General features: G+C 64.9%; 14 protein-coding genes. 10 read left to right on the top strand and 4 right to left on the bottom strand.

The window, feature by feature from the left end; translation table 11 throughout:
- Positions 1 to 182: 182 nt before the first annotated feature.
- A complete protein-coding gene (gene glmM / locus ACE03M_RS02225) occupies positions 183 to 1,535 on the top strand; it encodes a phosphoglucosamine mutase (RefSeq protein WP_143923514.1) in 1,353 nt (450 codons plus the stop codon).
- Between the two features lie 81 nt (positions 1,536 to 1,616).
- Here the strand turns inward: glmM and ACE03M_RS02220 are convergent, their stop codons facing one another.
- On the bottom strand, positions 1,617 to 3,479 hold the full coding sequence (locus ACE03M_RS02220) for an ABC transporter ATP-binding protein (RefSeq protein WP_485932551.1): 1,863 nt from the start codon (positions 3,477 to 3,479) through the stop codon (positions 1,617 to 1,619).
- A 126-nt stretch (positions 3,480 to 3,605) separates the two neighbouring features.
- Positions 3,606 to 4,643: a type I pantothenate kinase gene (coaA, locus tag ACE03M_RS02215; RefSeq protein ID WP_485932611.1), complete on the bottom strand. Its 1,038-nt coding sequence runs from the start codon at positions 4,641 to 4,643 to the stop codon at positions 3,606 to 3,608.
- Positions 4,644 to 4,753: 110 nt separating this feature from the next.
- On the opposite strand from coaA, the gene glmS reads away from it, so the two are divergent.
- From glmS to ACE03M_RS02170, 9 genes are all read left to right on the top strand, one after another.
- Complete coding sequence (gene glmS / locus ACE03M_RS02210; protein WP_143923512.1) at positions 4,754 to 6,628, top strand: glutamine--fructose-6-phosphate transaminase (isomerizing); 1,875 nt, start codon at positions 4,754 to 4,756, stop codon at positions 6,626 to 6,628.
- A gap of 59 nt (positions 6,629 to 6,687) precedes the next feature.
- The gene (locus ACE03M_RS02205; protein ID WP_485932549.1) at positions 6,688 to 7,110 is read left to right on the top strand and encodes a holo-ACP synthase; all 423 of its coding nucleotides are present in this window, start codon (positions 6,688 to 6,690) and stop codon (positions 7,108 to 7,110) included.
- Between the two features lie 156 nt (positions 7,111 to 7,266).
- Positions 7,267 to 7,674 carry a VOC family protein gene (locus ACE03M_RS02200; RefSeq protein ID WP_485932547.1) on the top strand — a complete coding sequence of 136 codons (408 nt, stop codon included), beginning with the start codon at positions 7,267 to 7,269 and terminating at the stop codon, positions 7,672 to 7,674.
- 94 nt (positions 7,675 to 7,768) lie between these two features.
- Positions 7,769 to 9,043: a M20 metallopeptidase family protein gene (locus ACE03M_RS02195; protein ID WP_485932545.1), complete on the top strand. Its 1,275-nt coding sequence runs from the start codon at positions 7,769 to 7,771 to the stop codon at positions 9,041 to 9,043.
- 10 nt (positions 9,044 to 9,053) lie between these two features.
- Positions 9,054 to 10,700: an NAD(P)H-hydrate dehydratase gene (locus ACE03M_RS02190; RefSeq protein WP_485932544.1), complete on the top strand. Its 1,647-nt coding sequence runs from the start codon at positions 9,054 to 9,056 to the stop codon at positions 10,698 to 10,700.
- Between the two features lie 94 nt (positions 10,701 to 10,794).
- On the top strand, positions 10,795 to 12,021 hold the full coding sequence (alr, locus tag ACE03M_RS02185) for an alanine racemase (protein WP_485932543.1): 1,227 nt from the start codon (positions 10,795 to 10,797) through the stop codon (positions 12,019 to 12,021).
- A complete protein-coding gene (gene tsaE, locus ACE03M_RS02180) occupies positions 12,018 to 12,659 on the top strand; it encodes a tRNA (adenosine(37)-N6)-threonylcarbamoyltransferase complex ATPase subunit type 1 TsaE (RefSeq protein ID WP_485932541.1) in 642 nt (213 codons plus the stop codon). Before alr ends, tsaE begins: the two co-directional genes overlap by 4 nt.
- Positions 12,656 to 13,339, top strand: a complete 684-nt coding sequence (tsaB, locus tag ACE03M_RS02175) for a tRNA (adenosine(37)-N6)-threonylcarbamoyltransferase complex dimerization subunit type 1 TsaB (protein ID WP_485932540.1) — start codon at positions 12,656 to 12,658, stop codon at positions 13,337 to 13,339. Before tsaE ends, tsaB begins: the two co-directional genes overlap by 4 nt.
- A 38-nt stretch (positions 13,340 to 13,377) precedes the next feature.
- The gene (locus ACE03M_RS02170) at positions 13,378 to 13,839 is read left to right on the top strand and encodes a GNAT family N-acetyltransferase (protein ID WP_143923505.1); all 462 of its coding nucleotides are present in this window, start codon (positions 13,378 to 13,380) and stop codon (positions 13,837 to 13,839) included.
- Between the two features lie 67 nt (positions 13,840 to 13,906).
- Here the strand turns inward: ACE03M_RS02170 and ACE03M_RS02165 are convergent, their stop codons facing one another.
- On the bottom strand, positions 13,907 to 14,542 hold the full coding sequence (locus tag ACE03M_RS02165) for a LysE family translocator (RefSeq protein WP_143923504.1): 636 nt from the start codon (positions 14,540 to 14,542) through the stop codon (positions 13,907 to 13,909).
- A gap of 90 nt (positions 14,543 to 14,632) precedes the next feature.
- Positions 14,633 to 15,358 (bottom strand): biliverdin-producing heme oxygenase, encoded by a 726-nt coding sequence (locus ACE03M_RS02160; RefSeq protein ID WP_485932538.1) that lies wholly within the window; start codon positions 15,356 to 15,358, stop codon positions 14,633 to 14,635.
- Between the last annotated feature and the right edge of the window lie 106 nt (positions 15,359 to 15,464).

Raw genomic sequence — 15,464 nt, 5'->3', positions numbered from 1 at the left:
GGGGGCCGCATTTCGTGCATTCACCTGCTTTACGCTCCACTCTCGCCTGACACGGGCGGCGTCATTCCACGCCGACACGGGCGACACATCTCGTACCGATTTCGACCGTGGTACGGTCCGGCACCACCGCCTCGGCGGCGCTATGGACTAATATCGACGGGAAATTGAGGAAAGGACTTTCCATGACACGACTCTTCGGCACCGACGGTGTCCGTGGACTTGCCAACCGCGACATCTCCGCCCGGCTGGCACTCCAACTCTCCGTTGCAGGCTCGCGGGTTCTGACCCGCGGTTGGCCGGAAGGCAAGCGCCCCTTCGCCGTCGTCGGCCGCGACACTCGAGTCTCCGGTGAGTTCCTCTCCGCTGCAATCTCTGCGGGCATCGCCTCCGCCGGAGTCGACGTGCTCGATGCGGGAATGCTGCCCACCCCCGGCATCGCCAGCGTCGTAGCGGACACCGGTGCCGCCTTCGGCGTCGTCATCTCCGCCTCCCACAATCCGATGCCGGACAACGGCATCAAGTTCTTCGCAGCAGGCGGGACGAAGCTCGATGACTCTGTCGAGGACTCGATCCTTGCGATCCTCGACGAGGACTGGGTCCGTCCCACCGGCGCCGAGGTGGGTCGCATTTCCCGTTATCCCGCCGCTGCCGACGAATACACGGAGAAGCTCGTGAGGTCCCTCGACGCCGAGGGCACACGTCCCCTGTCCGGGCTCAAGGTCGTCGTCGACTGCGCTCACGGTGCCGCGTCCATCGTCGGGCCCGCTGCCCTGCGCCAGGCCGGTGCCGAAGTCATCGTCTCCGCTGCCGAGCCCGATGGCTTCAACATCAACGACGGAGTCGGCTCCACTCACCTCGAACCGCTCCAGCGTCTCGTCGTCGAGACCCAGTCCGATCTGGGGGTGGCCTTCGACGGCGACGCCGACCGATGCCTGGCCGTGGACTCACTGGGCCGTGTCATCAACGGTGACCAGCTCATGGGCATTCTGGCGATCGGACTCAAGGAACTCGGCGAGCTGAAGGGCAACACGCTCGTGACGACCGTGATGTCGAACATCGGGCTCAGACATGCGATGGACAAGTACTCGATTGAGACCGTCCAGACCGCCGTCGGCGACCGCTACGTCCTCGAACGCATGCTGGCAGACGGCTTCGTCCTCGGAGGGGAGCAGTCCGGGCACGTGCTCATGCTCGACCATGGAACGACCGGCGACGGCGTGCAGACGGCTCTGCACCTGATGAAGCGCATGGCCGATTCGAAGCGCACGCTGGCCGACCTGGCTGCCGAGATCCCTCAGCTGCCCCAAGCGCTCGTCAACGTCAAGGGCGTCGACAAACACGGTGTGGACCACCCGAAGGTCACGGCCGAGATCAACGCCGTCGAGGCCGAACTCGAAGGCTCGGGTCGTGTGCTGCTGCGGGCCTCTGGCACCGAGGCGCTGATCCGCGTCATGGTCGAAGCTGAGACCGAAGACATCGCCCAGGCTCAGGCCGAACGTCTGGCCTCCAACGTCAGGGACAACCTGGGACTGTAGGAATTCTGAGATGCAGCAGAGGCCGCAGTCGCATACAGCGCTGCGGCCTCTGTCGTGCCCGAGCTTCGTTCGCTGCTGCGCTCAGCTCGCGGCGAACTGGGTGGCGTAGAGCTCAGCGTAGCGACCGCCCAGGGCCAGCAGCTCGGCGTGGGAACCCGACTCGACGATGCGACCGGCCTCGACGACGAGGATCGCGTCGGCTTGGCGGATCGTGGAGAGCCTGTGCGCGATGACCATTGCGGTGCGGCCGCTCATGGCCCGAGACAGCGCCTGCTGGACTGCCGCTTCATTAGTCGAGTCCAAGGCGGAGGTCGCCTCATCGAGGACGACGACCTCTGGGGCGGCCAACAGCATCCGAGCGATCGTCAGACGCTGACGCTCGCCACCGGAGAGTCTGTAGCCGCGCTCACCGACGATCGTGTCTAGGCCATCGGGCAGCGAGGCGATGACGTCGTGGAGCTGCGCGCCATCGATGGCCTCGTAGAGTTCGGCATCCGTGGCCCCCGGCTTTGCCAAGGACAGGTTCGCCCGGATGGATTCGTGGAACACGTGCCCGTCCTGAGTGACCACGCCGACGGTGCTGCGCAGCGTCTGAGCCGACAGCTCGCGCACGTCGACCCCACCGATCGTGATCGACCCGGAGGTGACGTCGTAGAGACGGGGGAGCAGCGAGGCGATCGTCGACTTCCCGGCGCCCGAGGAGCCGACCAGGGCAACGGTGTGTCCAGCTGGGATCGTGAAGTTCAGGGCGTGCAGGACCTCGTCGCCGCCTCTGGTGTCGAGCACGGAGACGTCCTCGAGGCTGGCGAGGCTGACCTGTTCGGCGCTGGGGTAGGCGAAGTCGACGTTGGAGAACGTCACGTCAAGACCGCCGGAGGGCAGTGACTTCGGTGCCTTGGGCTCCTTGATGAGGGGGACTAAGTCGAGGACCTCGAATACGCGCTGGAAGCTGACTACGGCGCTCATGATGTCCAGGCGAGCGTTGGCCAGCATGGTCAGCGGCGTATAGAGCCGGGTCAGGAGCAGCGCGAGAGTGACGACTTGGCCGGCGTTGAGGTTGCCCACGACCGCCTGGGCACCGCCGATGCCGTAGACGAGGGCCAAAGCGAGGGCGGAGACGAGGGTCAGCGAAGACACGAACGTCGACTGCAGCATGGCCACCTTGACGCCGATGTCGCGGACCTGAGCGGCACGGTCGGAGAACTCCTCGTTCTCGGTCTTGGGGTTGCCGAAGAGCTTGACGAGGGTCGCACCGCCCGCAGAGAACCGTTCGGTCATCCGCGTCGACATGCTCGCAGAGTTGTCTGCGGCCTGGAACTGCAGGGAGGCGAGCTTTCCGCTGAGCAGCTTGGTGGGGATGATGAAGAGCGGCAGCAGCAGGATCGACATGACGGTGACCTGCCAGGAGATGGTGACCATCACGCCGACGGTCAGCACCAGGGAGACGAAGTTGGACACGATGCCCGACAGCGTGTTGGAGAACGCACGCTGGGCTCCGATGACATCGGTGTTCAGACGTGAGACCAGGGCACCGGTGCGGGTGCGATTGAAGAACGCGATCGGCATCTTCTGCACATGGTCGTAGACCGCGGTGCGCAGATCGAAGATGAGACCCTCGCCGATCTGCGAGGAGAGGTATCTGTTGAAGATCGAGATCGCGGCGTCCGCGATCGCCAGACCTCCGATCGCCACGGCCAGCCAGATGACGGTCTCGACGGGTCCGCCACTGGTGATCGCGTTGACGACGTCACCGGCGAGGACGGGGTTGAGGACGCCGATGACGGCCGTGCCGACGGACAGTGTGAGGAAGACGATGAGCTTCTTCTTGTGCCTGGTCGCGAACGAGGCGATGCGACGGTAGGTCCCCGGCTTGATCGAGGTCTGCGGAGTTCTCTTACTCGACACCGAGGTGTACATCACCCTGTGCGCTGACTGCATACTCATCTCGTCGCCTCCCTCACCCGGCCCTTCCCGGGCAGGTCCGAACGTTCACAGACTTCAACCTCCGAACCTGCAGATCTATTTCTCAATCAGCTCAGGGCGAAGTTCCACCGTGAAGCAACCGACCATTCAGAGCTTGCGCAGCTGGACCTTGCGGATCGTGTGGTCATCCGACTTGTGGAGCACGAGGTCGGCACGACCCCGGCTGGGTTGGACGTTCTCACGCAGATTGGGGAAGTTGATGGAATCCCAGATCTCCGTGGCCAGGGTGATCGCCTCGTCGTCGTCGAGCTGCGAGTAGCGGTGGAAGTAGGAGTCGGTGTCCTGGAAGGCGCCGTGCTTGAGCTTGAGGAACCGGGAGATGTACCACTGTCGGATGTCGCGGGAACGGGCATCGACATAGACGGAGAAGTCGAAGTAGTCGCTGATCGACAGACCCAGGGTCCCGTCGCTGCGAGGCCGGGCGGGCTGGAGGACGTTGAGGCCTTCGACGATGAGGACATCGGGGGAGCGGACAACCACCTCGGCGCCGGGGACGATGTCGTAGGTGTGGTGGGAGTACACGGGGGCACGCACCTCGGGGGAGCCGGACTTCACAGCGGAGATGAACCGCAGCAGTCTGCGCCGGTCGTAGGACTCAGGGAAGCCCTTGCGCCCTGTGAGCCGTCGGCGATCGAGTTCGGCGTTCGGATAGAGGAAACCGTCGGTGGTGATGAGCTCGACGCGAGGGGTGTCGGGCCAGCGGGCCAGGAGTTCGCGCAGGACACGAGCGGTCGTCGACTTGCCGACGGCGACGGACCCGGCCACGCCGATGACGAAGGGGGTGCGCTTGGCCTCCTGCGGTTCGAGCCCGGTCTCGTGCAAGGGGGAGAAGAACTCCCGCGTCATATCGTGCTTGGCGCGACGGGCGGAGACGTAGAGGTTGAGCAGCCGCGACAGGGGCAGGTACACCTGAGCCACCTCGTCGAGGTTGATCCGATCGCCCAGACCGCGCAGACGTTCGATGTCACGCTGCTTCAGCGGCAGGGGAGTGGCTTGGGCCAGGGTGCCCCAGACGTCGCGGTCGAACTCCCAGAACGGGGACGTCGGTTCGACCTCGGGCTTGCGTCCTGTATTGAGGCCGGCCAGGCGTCGCGCGCGGTCAAGGATGGGATCGACATGAGACATGAGCACAATTGTGTCATGCGTCATGTCGGCGCTGAACGCCGAGGTGACATTGAGCTCGCCGAGGTGGGTCGATGCAACGTTATTTGACTCGACTGCGTAAAATTCCACTCATGTGTGGAATCGTTGGTTATGTATCCAAAGCAGACGTTGACAATGCAGATCACTCGGCGCTCGATGTAGTGCTCAGCGGCCTGAAACGGCTTGAATACCGGGGCTATGACTCCGCGGGAGTCGCCCTTGTCACTCCTGCCGGTGACCTGGAGACCGCGAAGAAGGCGGGCAAGCTCTCGGCGCTGACCGACGAACTCGAAGCCAACCCCCTGCCGAAGGCCCAGACTGGCATCGGACACACCAGGTGGGCCACCCACGGTGGACCGACCGACCTCAACGCCCACCCGCATGTGGCCGACGGTGGAAAGCTGGCGCTTATCCACAACGGCATCATCGAGAACTTCGCTCAGCTCAAGCGCGATCTCACCGCCGACGGTGTGGAATTCCAGTCAGAGACCGACACCGAGGTTGCGGCCGCTCAGCTGGCCAAGAACTTCCAGGAGACCGGTGACCTGACGAAGGCCATGCGTGTGACCGCCACCCAGCTCGAAGGCGCCTTCACGCTGCTGGCCGTCCACGCCGACGCTCCCGGACAGGTCGTCGCCGCACGCCGCAACTCACCCCTGGTCATTGGCCTGGGCGAGGGAGAGAACTTCCTCGGCTCCGACGTTGCCGCTTTCATCGACTACACCCGCACCGCAGTCGAGATCGGTCAGGACCAGGTCGTGACCATCACCCCGGACTCAGTGGTCATCACGGACAACGACGGCAACGAGGTCGACGGTGTGCAGTACGAGGTCGACTGGGACGCCGCTGCTGCGGAAAAGGGCGGATTCCCCTCGTTCATGGACAAGGAGATCCACGACCAGCCGCAGGCCGTCGCGGACACCCTGCTGGGTCGTCTCGACATCGACGGCAAGCTCACCCTCGATGAGATGCACATCGACGAGACGGTGCTCAAGACCATCGACAAGATCGTCGTCATCGCCTGCGGCACCGCGGCCTACGCCGGCCAGGTCGCCAAGTACGCGATCGAACACTGGTGCCGCGTGCCCGTCGAGGTCGAGCTCGCCCACGAGTTCCGCTACCGCGACCCTGTTGTGACGGAGAAGACCCTCGTCGTGGCGATCTCCCAGTCGGGAGAGACCATGGACACGACCATGGCCGTGCGCCACGCACGTCAGCAGGGCGCGAAGGTCATCGCCATCTGCAACACCTTCGGCTCGACCATTCCCCGCGAATCCGACGCCGCACTGTACACGCACGCCGGTCCGGAGATCGCGGTTGCTTCGACGAAGGCCTTCCTCTCCCAGGTTGTGGCCTGCTATCTGCTGGGCCTCTACCTGGCGCAGCTGCGCGGCAACAAGTTCCGCGATGAGATCACCACCATCCTCGAAGAGCTGCAGACCATCCCGGAGAAGGTCCAGAGCGTCCTCGACAACGGCAAGCAGCAGGTGCTCGAACTCGCCCGTCGCAACCAGGACGTCGGCTCTGTGCTGTTCCTGGGCCGCCACGTGGGCTTCCCCGTGGCCATGGAGGGTGCGCTCAAGCTCAAGGAGCTCGCCTACATCCACGCCGAGGGCTTCGCCGCCGGTGAGCTCAAGCACGGCCCGATCGCGCTCATCGACGACGGCCAGCTCGTCATCATCGTCGTGCCCAGCAAGCGCGGCCGCGATTCGCTGCACGCCAAGGTCATCTCGAACATCCAGGAAGTCCGGGCCCGCGGCGCGAATACCGTCGTCATCGCCGAGGAAGGGGATGAAGAGGTCCGCGAGTTCGCTTCCGAGGTCATCTACGTTCCCCAGACGACGACGCTCATGGCACCCCTGCTGACGACGGTTCCGCTGCAGATCTTCGCGATGGAACTGGCCACGGCCAAGGGCCTCGACGTGGATCAGCCACGCAACCTGGCCAAGTCCGTGACCGTGGAGTAAGCAGACCACGACAACCGGATCACGCGTCCCAGCGGGATGCGTGCGAGAAGGGGAGAGATATGGCGATTCTGGGAATCGGAACCGACATCGCAGATGTGCCGCGCTTCGCCGAGCACATCGACCGCGTCCCAGAATTGCTCGATCGCCTGCTCACTCCGGCCGAACAGCTCAAACGCAACGGCAGACGCCGGACGGATGCCTCCTTGGCGGCGAGATTCTCCGCCAAGGAGGCTCTGAAGAAGGCGATCGGATTCCCCGGTTGGCTGCCCTGGCAATCCGCCGAGGTGGTCCCCGCCCGGTCCGGTGCACCCTCATTCCGCCTGCGAGGGCTTGTGCTCGAACACTTCCATCGCATCGGCGCCACAAACATCCACCTCTCCATCACCCATGATGCAAACTTCACCATGACCTTCGTCATCGTCGAAGGCGAAGGGCCATCGCTGAGTCCCAGCGTGGAATGGGATGCGGAGCACTTCGGGTAAGCTCACGCTGGATGCTGCGAGGTCAGCTTGAGACCGCTCTCAAGGCGCAAAACGAGTCCTGCCGAGCTGGTGCTTCTGCCCGCTTCAATTCGGGCAGAAGATCATCATCGGTACGAGAGCTATCGGACTCTGCTGCCCACGAGTAGACTCGGGCCTATGAACCAGGCCGCCCCATTCATCACATTTCAGCCGAGTCGCGGCCAGCGCGCGGCAGAGGCAATTGAGGCCTACCTCAACGTCTTCACAGATGGTCGAGTCATTTCCGACAGTCGGTATGGTTCAGAAGGCCCCGGCGCCGAAGGCACGGTCATCATGGCAGAGATCGAAATTGCGGGCCAGAGACTGCGATGCAGCGACAGCTACATTGAGCACGAGTGGAACATCACTCCTGCTGTGTCGATCATGGTCGATTGTGACTCATCTGAAGAACTGCAGCGCATTTATGCCGCACTCGGTGAGGACGGGACCGTCTACATGCCACTCGACGACTACGGGTTCGGACCGTTCGGCTGGGTGGGTGATCGCTTCGGCGTCACCTGGCAGCTTGGCCTCGCAGCCGCATAAAGGCGGTCCCAGTGTGCAGGCGTCCAGCCACACGACCGTCGCGCGGCTGCGAACCGAAAAGCAGACTCAGGGAGATCGGCAATAGACTCGGACTATGAGCTCTCCTTCCACCACCGACACTTCCCACACCGAGACCGCCCTCGACTTCCACCTGCCCACCGCCGAGGACGCAGCGGACATCGCAGACGGGTTGGTCACTCTGCGCCGGGCACTGCATGAGAACGCCGAGGTGGGGCTTGATCTGCCCATCACCCAGAAACTCGTCCTCGACGCCATCGAAGGCCTCGACATCGAGGTGACGAAGGGCAACGGACTCACCTCGCTTGTCGTCGTCCTCCGCGGTGGTCAGCGCGCCGAGGACTCGACCGGTGTCGTCCCCGCCGTGCTGCTGCGCGGAGACATGGACGGCCTGCCTGTGCCTGAGGCGACAGGCTTCGACTTCGCGGCCACGACCGGGCGGATGCACGCCTGCGGCCACGATCTGCACACGACCGGCTTGGTCGGTGCCCTCAAACTTCTCCACCGTGACCGGGACTCCCTGCCTGGAGACGTCGTCTTCATGTTCCAGCCCGGTGAAGAAGGCTATGACGGAGCCGGGAAGATGATCGACGAGGGTGTCCTCGATGCCGCGGGCCCCAGGGTGAAGGCCGCCTTCGGCATTCACGTCTCCGCAGACCAGGACCTCGGCGTCGCCTACTGCCGACGCGGCTCGTACATGGCAGCGTTTTCGAAGATGTCCATCACCGTCCGCGGCAAAGGCACCCACGCCTCCCGCCCGGCAACGGGCCGCGATCCCATCCAGGTCGGTGCGATGCTTGTGGGTCAGCTCCAGGAATACGTGACCAGGCGCTTCGACATCTTCGACCCCCTGGTCATCACCGTCGGCCAGTTCAACGGCGGCACCGCCCCGAACGTCATCCCCGACTTCGCGCAGCTCGTCGTCAGCATCCGCACCTTCTCCGACGAGGTCACCACACGAGCCGAGGCCGAATTGCCGCAGCTGGTCACCGAACTGGTCGCCGCCCACGGATTGGAAGTCGAGGTCGACTACGAGCGGGTGCTGCCGCCGACGATCAACAATGACGACGAAGCCGACTTCTTCCTCGAAACCTTCGCCGACCTCTTCGGACCCGATCGCGCCGTCGTCCGACCGAACCCGATCCCCGGCTCCGAGGACTTCTCCCGCGTGCTCGAACAGGTTCCCGGCGCGTACGGCCACTTCGGTGTGGCACTGCCGAACCTGCCCGTCGAGGAACGCGAAGCCAACCACTCGCCCCGAGCCCGTCACAGCGACGAGGGACTGGCCGATCAGGCTCTGTTTCTGGCTCACCTGGCCGGACGCAGACTCACCCGCCTGGCCCAGGAATGAGGAGGCACTGATGTCAGTCTTCGCCTACCCCAGCACCGTCATCGTCGAGGCCGAACGACCCCTCCTCGACGCGGGCGTCGACCTTATGGCCCGCGCTTCTCGCGCCTTGGCTCACTTCTGCGCCGATGTGCTGCGAGAGTCTCGGGGCCAGATCTTCGGCTCCCGTGTGTGCGTGTTCGCAGGTCCTGGCAACAACGCGGGAGACGCGCTCTTCGCCGCCGCGGCACTGGCCCGGCGCGGGGCCCACATCACCGTCGTGACACTCTTCGACGGCACCCACGATCAGGGACTGGCCGCGGCTCGTCGGGCGGGAGCCAGTGTCATCAGCTTCCCGAGTACGGAAGAGACCACTGACCCGAGCATCGAGGCAGCTGGCCAGTGCAGTGCCGAGGTCAGGGCACAGCTGCGCGCCGACGTGATGCGGGAACTCTCCCGGTCCGATCTCGTCCTCGATGGCATCTTCGGCACCGGCGGCCGACGCGGCCTGCCCGAGCGCATCGCCTCGCTCATCCGCGACTGGCGACACTCCGCCGGCGCCAACAGCAACACCAACACTGCCGGTACCCGCACATCCAGGTTCGGCACCGGCACTTACACCGCACAGACGCTCATCGCTGTCGACATCCCGTCTGATCTGTCCCCGGCCGACACCGGTTCCGAAGACAGGATCCACGCCGACCACACCGTGACCTTCGGCGGACTCAAAGCCGAGCTGATCGACCCCCGCGTCGCCGCATTCACCGGCACCGTCCACCTTGTCGACATCGGCCTCGAACTTCACGAGAACCAGGCCACCGCCGAGGTTGTCGACACCGATGATCTCAACGCGGGCTTCCCCCGCCCCGAACCGGATGGCCACAAATACTCTCGCGGAGTCGTCGGCATCCTCGCCGGGTCTGAGGAGTACCCGGGTGCAGGAGTGCTGACCACCACCTCGGCGGTCAACTGCGGGGTCGGCATGGTCCGGTCCCTGGGATCGCAGATGGTCGCCGAATACGTCATCGGCCTCCACGCCGAGGTGGTCACCGCCTCGGGCCGCATGAACGCCGTGGTCATGGGCCCAGGCAACCCGGAGGATGAATACGTCCACGCGTGCGTCGACGCGTTGGCGAACACGAACGTTCCCGTCGTCCTCGACGCTGGGGCGCTGGACATGGTCGGACGCGCAGAATCGGTCAAGGGCACATGGCTGGCCGAGAGGCCCGTGGTCCTGACTCCGCATGCCGGTGAGCTGGCGCGGCTGCTCAGCCGCCTCCTCGGTGAGATCATCACCTCGAGCCGGATCAACGCCGACCCCATCGGCTGGGCGCAGAGAGCCGCACAGTCCAGCGGCTGCATCGTCCTGCTCAAGGGACACCAGACCGTCATCGCCGCCCCGGACGGGTTCTGTGTGCTCCCCGAGGCCGGACCGGCCAGCCTGGCCACCGCGGGGTCCGGGGACGTGCTGGCCGGGATCATCGGTGCTCTGGTCGCGACCTTCCACGCGAAGAATCAGCATGAGCCACCGCTCCCTGAACGCGAACTGGCCCACATCGTCGGTCTCGGGGTGCTGGTGCACAATGCTGCGGGTCGACGGGCCGTGAACGCCGGAGCACTCGGCGATGCCGTCGCCGAGGTGGCTGGGGAGCTCATCCACAGGGGATCTCTGATCGAGTGAGAGGGGCCCTGATCGAGCGAAGTGAGCACATCTCTGATCGGGTCAACAGTTCCCTGTCGGAATGAAAGATGACGGTCCACGGTATTCTTATCCAGTGACATCAACCGATACCTCAGGGGCACTGGTCAGGGCCGAGATAGACGTGGCCGCGCTGCGGGCCAACGCCGCGGCCCTCGCCGAACGGCTCGCCCCCGCCCGACTCAAATGCGTCGTCAAGGCCAACGCCTACGGCCACGGCATCGACATCGTCGCTCCGGCGCTGTTCGCCGCCGGGTGGCGGGACTTCTGCGTGGCCACTGTCAGTGAGGCGCTGCACCTGCGCGAGCTGCTGGGAGACGACGTCGCCATCACAGCATGGCTGTACGGACCGACCACTGACCTCGACGCTGCCGTTGCCGCCGGCATTGAGCTGGGCGTGTCCACAGTGGACAGCCTCGATCGACTGCGAGACGCGGCCCGCCGCACGAACTCCACCGCCCGCCTCCACCTCAAGGTCGACACCGGGCTCGGACGCAACGGCCTGGCGCCTGCGGACTGGAAGCGTGCACTCGAGAAGCTGCAGAGCCTGGATGCCGGGCCCGAGTCGGAAGAGGCCGATGCGAGTGCGGTTGCCCCGGATCTTGAAATCGTGGGCATCATGAGCCACTACGCCGTCGCGGATGAACCCGAACGTGTTGAGACCGCGCAGCAGACGCACGTCTTCGACTCAGCCTACCGGGAGCTCACAGCGGTGCTTGACGGGGCCCAGGGCCGCCTCGGCGAATCGGATGGACTCGAGGTCCACATTGCGAACTCGCCGGCCGCGCTCACACTCTCACCATTGCCGGGCACCTCGGCTCGGGTGGGCCTGTCACTGTACGGTCTGTCCCCGCTCGACGATCAGAATTCGCAGGATCTGGGACTGGTGCCGGTGATGCGACTGGTCTCCCAGGTCGTCAATCTCAAGGACGTCCCCAGCGGTCACGGCGCATCCTATGGGTTCACGTTCACGGCGGCGGCCGACACCCGGTTCGCGCTGGTTCCCGGCGGCTACGGCGACGGGCTCGCTCGCTCGGCATCGAATAGGGCCGAGGTCTCCATCCGCGGCACCCGCTATCCCGTCATCGGTCGGATCGCGATGGATCAGATGATCGTCGAGGTCGGTGCCGGAGAAGTCTCCATCGGCGATGAGGTCGTCATCTTCGGCCCCGACGGTCCCAGTGCGGCCGAATGGGGGACCTGGGCCGATACGATCAACTACGAGATCGTCACCCGCATCAGCGAACGCGTCGACCGCGTGGAAGTGGAGCCGCATCCTGTCGACGGCGGGGGTCTGCGATGAAGCTTCAGCTGACGTCCCTTGACCAGATGAGGACCTTCGCCGAAGCACTGGCCGGGCACCTGCGGGCAGGTGATCTCCTCATCCTCAGCGGCAACCTCGGCGCGGGGAAGACGACATTCACGCAGTCCCTGGGCCGTGCCTTGGGAGTCGCCGGGAGAATCACCTCACCCACCTTCGTCATCGCCCGCGAACACCCTTCGCTGAACGAGGGCCCCGCACTCGTCCACGTCGATGCCTATCGGATCTCTGACGCCGAGGAACTCGGGGACCTCGACCTCGACTCGGAGCTCGACGAGTCGATCACCGTCGTCGAATGGGGTGCGGGGCTCGCCGAACAGCTGAGCAGCGACTACCTCGGACTGACGATCACGCCCATGTTCGACCTCGCAGCGGACGGCGGCGGGGTCGAATGCGACGAGGCGGCAGACGCGACTGCCGACGACGCGGCTGAGGATGACGCTGACGAAAATGACCCTGACGAGGACGAACGCCGCCTCGTCGAACTGCACGGCCACGGCAGTTCCTGGGATGCACGGCTCCAGCAGGTGAGAGACTCGCTCCGGTCGCTGGCAGGAGCGATCGAGGTCAGCGAATTCGACGGGTCAGACGGGTCCGCCGACGAGGAGGACAGCCAGTGATCATACTCAGCATCGACACCTCCCAGGCCGCCTCCGTGGCTCTGGTCGACACCGAATCCGGGACGGTCCTGGCGGCAGTGCAAGCCGATGACCAGCGCAGGCACGTCGAGTTCATCGGACCCGCTCTGGCCAAGGTGCTTGCGCATTCGGCCCAGCCGGACCTCGTCGTGACCGGAATCGGTCCGGGACCATTCACCGGGCTGCGCGTGGGCATCGCCGCGGCCATCGCGGTCGGTCAGGCTCGTGGGATCCCGGTCAGGGGCCTTCTGTCCCAGGCCGCGCTCGCCGAGGAGCTGCGCCGAACGAATACTCAGACCAAGGGGCCGGTGCTCATCGCCGCGGACGCACGACGCAAGGAGGTCTATTTCAGCGTCTACGAGAGCTGCGACGCGTCGCTGCGGGCCGGACCCTTCGTCGCGAAGCCGACCGAGGTCGACGGTGTCCTCGCAGCTGAGGGCCAGACGGACATCAGCGGCCGCCTCGGCCGCGGATTTCTCCTCTATCCCGAGGTCCTCGGGCAGTCCAGCTTCCCTGCGATCGTCGACCCACGCGCTGAATACCTCGCCTTCGCCGCAGCCAGCGAGATCACGGCCGGGCGAGAGCTGGCCGAACCGGTTCCCGAATACCTGCGCGAGCCCGACGCCAAGTCGACCCCGGTGCGTGAGAGCACTCTGAAATGAGCCCACTGACATGAATGCCCTGAAATGAGTGTCGGGAGATGAGCACGGGCGCGCCGCACGAACAGGCAGGCATCGACGAACTGCGCTGGTGGGATCTCGACGAGGTCGCGGACCATGATGCCGCGATCTTCGGCCCCACAGCGTGGACGCTGACGTACTACTGGGCGGTGAAGGCTCAGGCTGGAACGGCGATGTTCGCGGCACGGACCCCCACCTCGGCGCTGGCCGGGTGGATCGTCATGTCAGCCGCCGGCGGTGAAGCGGACGTGATGACCATTGCCACCACCGAGGTTGGACGCGGTCAGGGCATCGCGCGAGAGCTGCTCCGAGCCGGGATCGGCTGGGCCCTGAGCCGAGGAGCCGAAGCCGTGCATCTCGAAGTTGATGAGCACAACGAACCGGCACTGGGCCTCTACCGATCCTTCGGATTCTCCGAATGGGGCAGGCGCCCCGACTACTATCCGGGTGCCGACGCGATCCTCATGCGCTTCCACCCGTAAGTCGGAGTCGCCGGGCGCTCACGGACTCAAGCTGCGTGCAGTCGGCAGGCTACTCACAGTGGTCGGTCTACGCCCGAGCTTCGGTCGCCAGGCGCACGCCGAGAGCGATCATCACCGCGGCGCTCGTGCGATCGAGCCAGATCTTGACCCGTTCACGGGTGAGGATGCCGCGGGCACGGGTGGCAAGTAGAACGATGGCGGCGTGCCACACCGTGCCGATGGTGAGTGCGATGGCCACGAGCAGCACACCCCAACCGGCGGCCGTCGGGACTGTCGGCAGGAACTGGGGCAGGATGCTGATGTAGAAGACCCCGACCTTCGGATTGAGGAGATTGCTGGTCATGCCGCTGCGGACCGCACTGACAGCGCTCTGTGAGGGAAGATCTTCAGCCTCGGTGGCCGTTGCCCGGTTGCGGGGCAGCGATTTCCAGATCGCGGTGCATCCGAGCCAGACCAGATAGCAGGCTCCGGCGATCCGCACCACGTCGTAGGCGAGGGTGGACGCCGCCAGCAGGGCTGTGAGGCCGATGAGGCTGGCAATCGCCCAGACGGCGTGACCCATTTCGACTCCGATGACGGCTGCGAAACCGGAGCGCCTGCCGTGAAGCAGCGTTGACCGGAGGACGATCATGAGATCGATCCCGGGTGTGGCAGCTCCGATCACGGCCACAAGGGCCCATGCCAACAACTGGTGTGAATCCATGTCTGTCTCTCGAACTGGTCGTCGTTGCAGCGGGGATGCGGATTCAGCTTACATCCTCCGGTTCCGCCGTCAGGAGCGGCCGAGCACAGCTCAGGAGACAGACGAAGCAGCGGGACGGCTGGCAGTGTGACCGGCAGCAGGGGGACCGGCAGCGGCAGGACGGTCGGCAGCGGGACGCTCGGACAGAGACGTCAGCTCCGAAAGAAGTTCGCCATTGAGTTCGAACGCGGTCATCGTCTCATCGATGACGATCTGCTCGTTCCCACCGGTGCCTGCGATGTCGTTGAGGCGCAGACGGTAGGAGTCCTTGTACGGTTTCGTCTTGCCGAGTTCGGTGAAGTCCCAGATCGTCAGCGCGTCGGCAGGAATGTCGTAATGCCTGCCCATGAGCGCTCCGATGGCCTGCCCACCGGAGAGATCGCCGAGGTAGCGCGTGTAGTGGTGCGCGATGACCTGCTCAGGCTTGTCAATGTGGCCGAGATGGCGTGCATATGCTTCGGCGCCCCCGGTGATGGGCAGGTCTGAGTCGTTGAGCGTGAACTCCTCCGAGCCGATGAGTTCCTGCAGGTCCCGAACGATGCGCTCACCTCGGAACAGATTCACATCGTGAAAGGGTGCGAAGATCGGGTCCTCGGCGAACTCCCTGGACTTCGCCTCGAGGGCTGCGTAGATGACCGTGTACTGCTTGAGCAGGAGAGCGTAGGCGCGTGCGTCGAGCCTGCCCTCCATGAGATCGACCATGAAATTCGTGTGCTCGACCTCGTCGTGGATCGTGGCTGTGCTGGCCTTGAGGCGAGCTGAGAATAGTTCAGTCATGATGTTTCCTCATTGAGAGATCGATGATCCGGAAGTGTCTCGATGGTCAGGGCTGCTGCAGCGCTTGTTTTCATCGTAGTCGAGCCTGCCCTAAGCTGCGCCCAAT

It is taken from the genome of Brevibacterium sp. AGC70 (assembly GCF_057334195.1).
The sequence above is the reverse complement of the archived record's forward strand: the minus strand, read 5'-3'. Positions and strand labels throughout refer to the sequence as shown.

Bases quoted from the DNA above. Each gene is read 5' to 3' on its own strand.
- ACE03M_RS02190 (WP_485932544.1), top strand. From the start codon at position 9,054: ATGTCAGTCTTCGCCTACCCCAGCACCGTCATCGTCGAGGCCGAACGA.
- ACE03M_RS02160 (WP_485932538.1), bottom strand. From the start codon at position 15,358: ATGACTGAACTATTCTCAGCTCGCCTCAAGGCCAGCACAGCCACGATC.
- glmS (WP_143923512.1), top strand. From the start codon at position 4,754: ATGTGTGGAATCGTTGGTTATGTATCCAAAGCAGACGTTGACAATGCA.
- ACE03M_RS02170 (WP_143923505.1), top strand. From the start codon at position 13,378: ATGAGCACGGGCGCGCCGCACGAACAGGCAGGCATCGACGAACTGCGC.
- glmM (WP_143923514.1), top strand. From the start codon at position 183: ATGACACGACTCTTCGGCACCGACGGTGTCCGTGGACTTGCCAACCGC.
- tsaE (WP_485932541.1), top strand. From the start codon at position 12,018: ATGAAGCTTCAGCTGACGTCCCTTGACCAGATGAGGACCTTCGCCGAA.
- ACE03M_RS02220 (WP_485932551.1), bottom strand. From the start codon at position 3,479: ATGAGTATGCAGTCAGCGCACAGGGTGATGTACACCTCGGTGTCGAGT.
- ACE03M_RS02165 (WP_143923504.1), bottom strand. From the start codon at position 14,542: ATGGATTCACACCAGTTGTTGGCATGGGCCCTTGTGGCCGTGATCGGA.
- ACE03M_RS02200 (WP_485932547.1), top strand. From the start codon at position 7,267: ATGAACCAGGCCGCCCCATTCATCACATTTCAGCCGAGTCGCGGCCAG.
- coaA (WP_485932611.1), bottom strand. From the start codon at position 4,643: ATGTCTCATGTCGATCCCATCCTTGACCGCGCGCGACGCCTGGCCGGC.
- ACE03M_RS02205 (WP_485932549.1), top strand. From the start codon at position 6,688: ATGGCGATTCTGGGAATCGGAACCGACATCGCAGATGTGCCGCGCTTC.
- ACE03M_RS02195 (WP_485932545.1), top strand. From the start codon at position 7,769: ATGAGCTCTCCTTCCACCACCGACACTTCCCACACCGAGACCGCCCTC.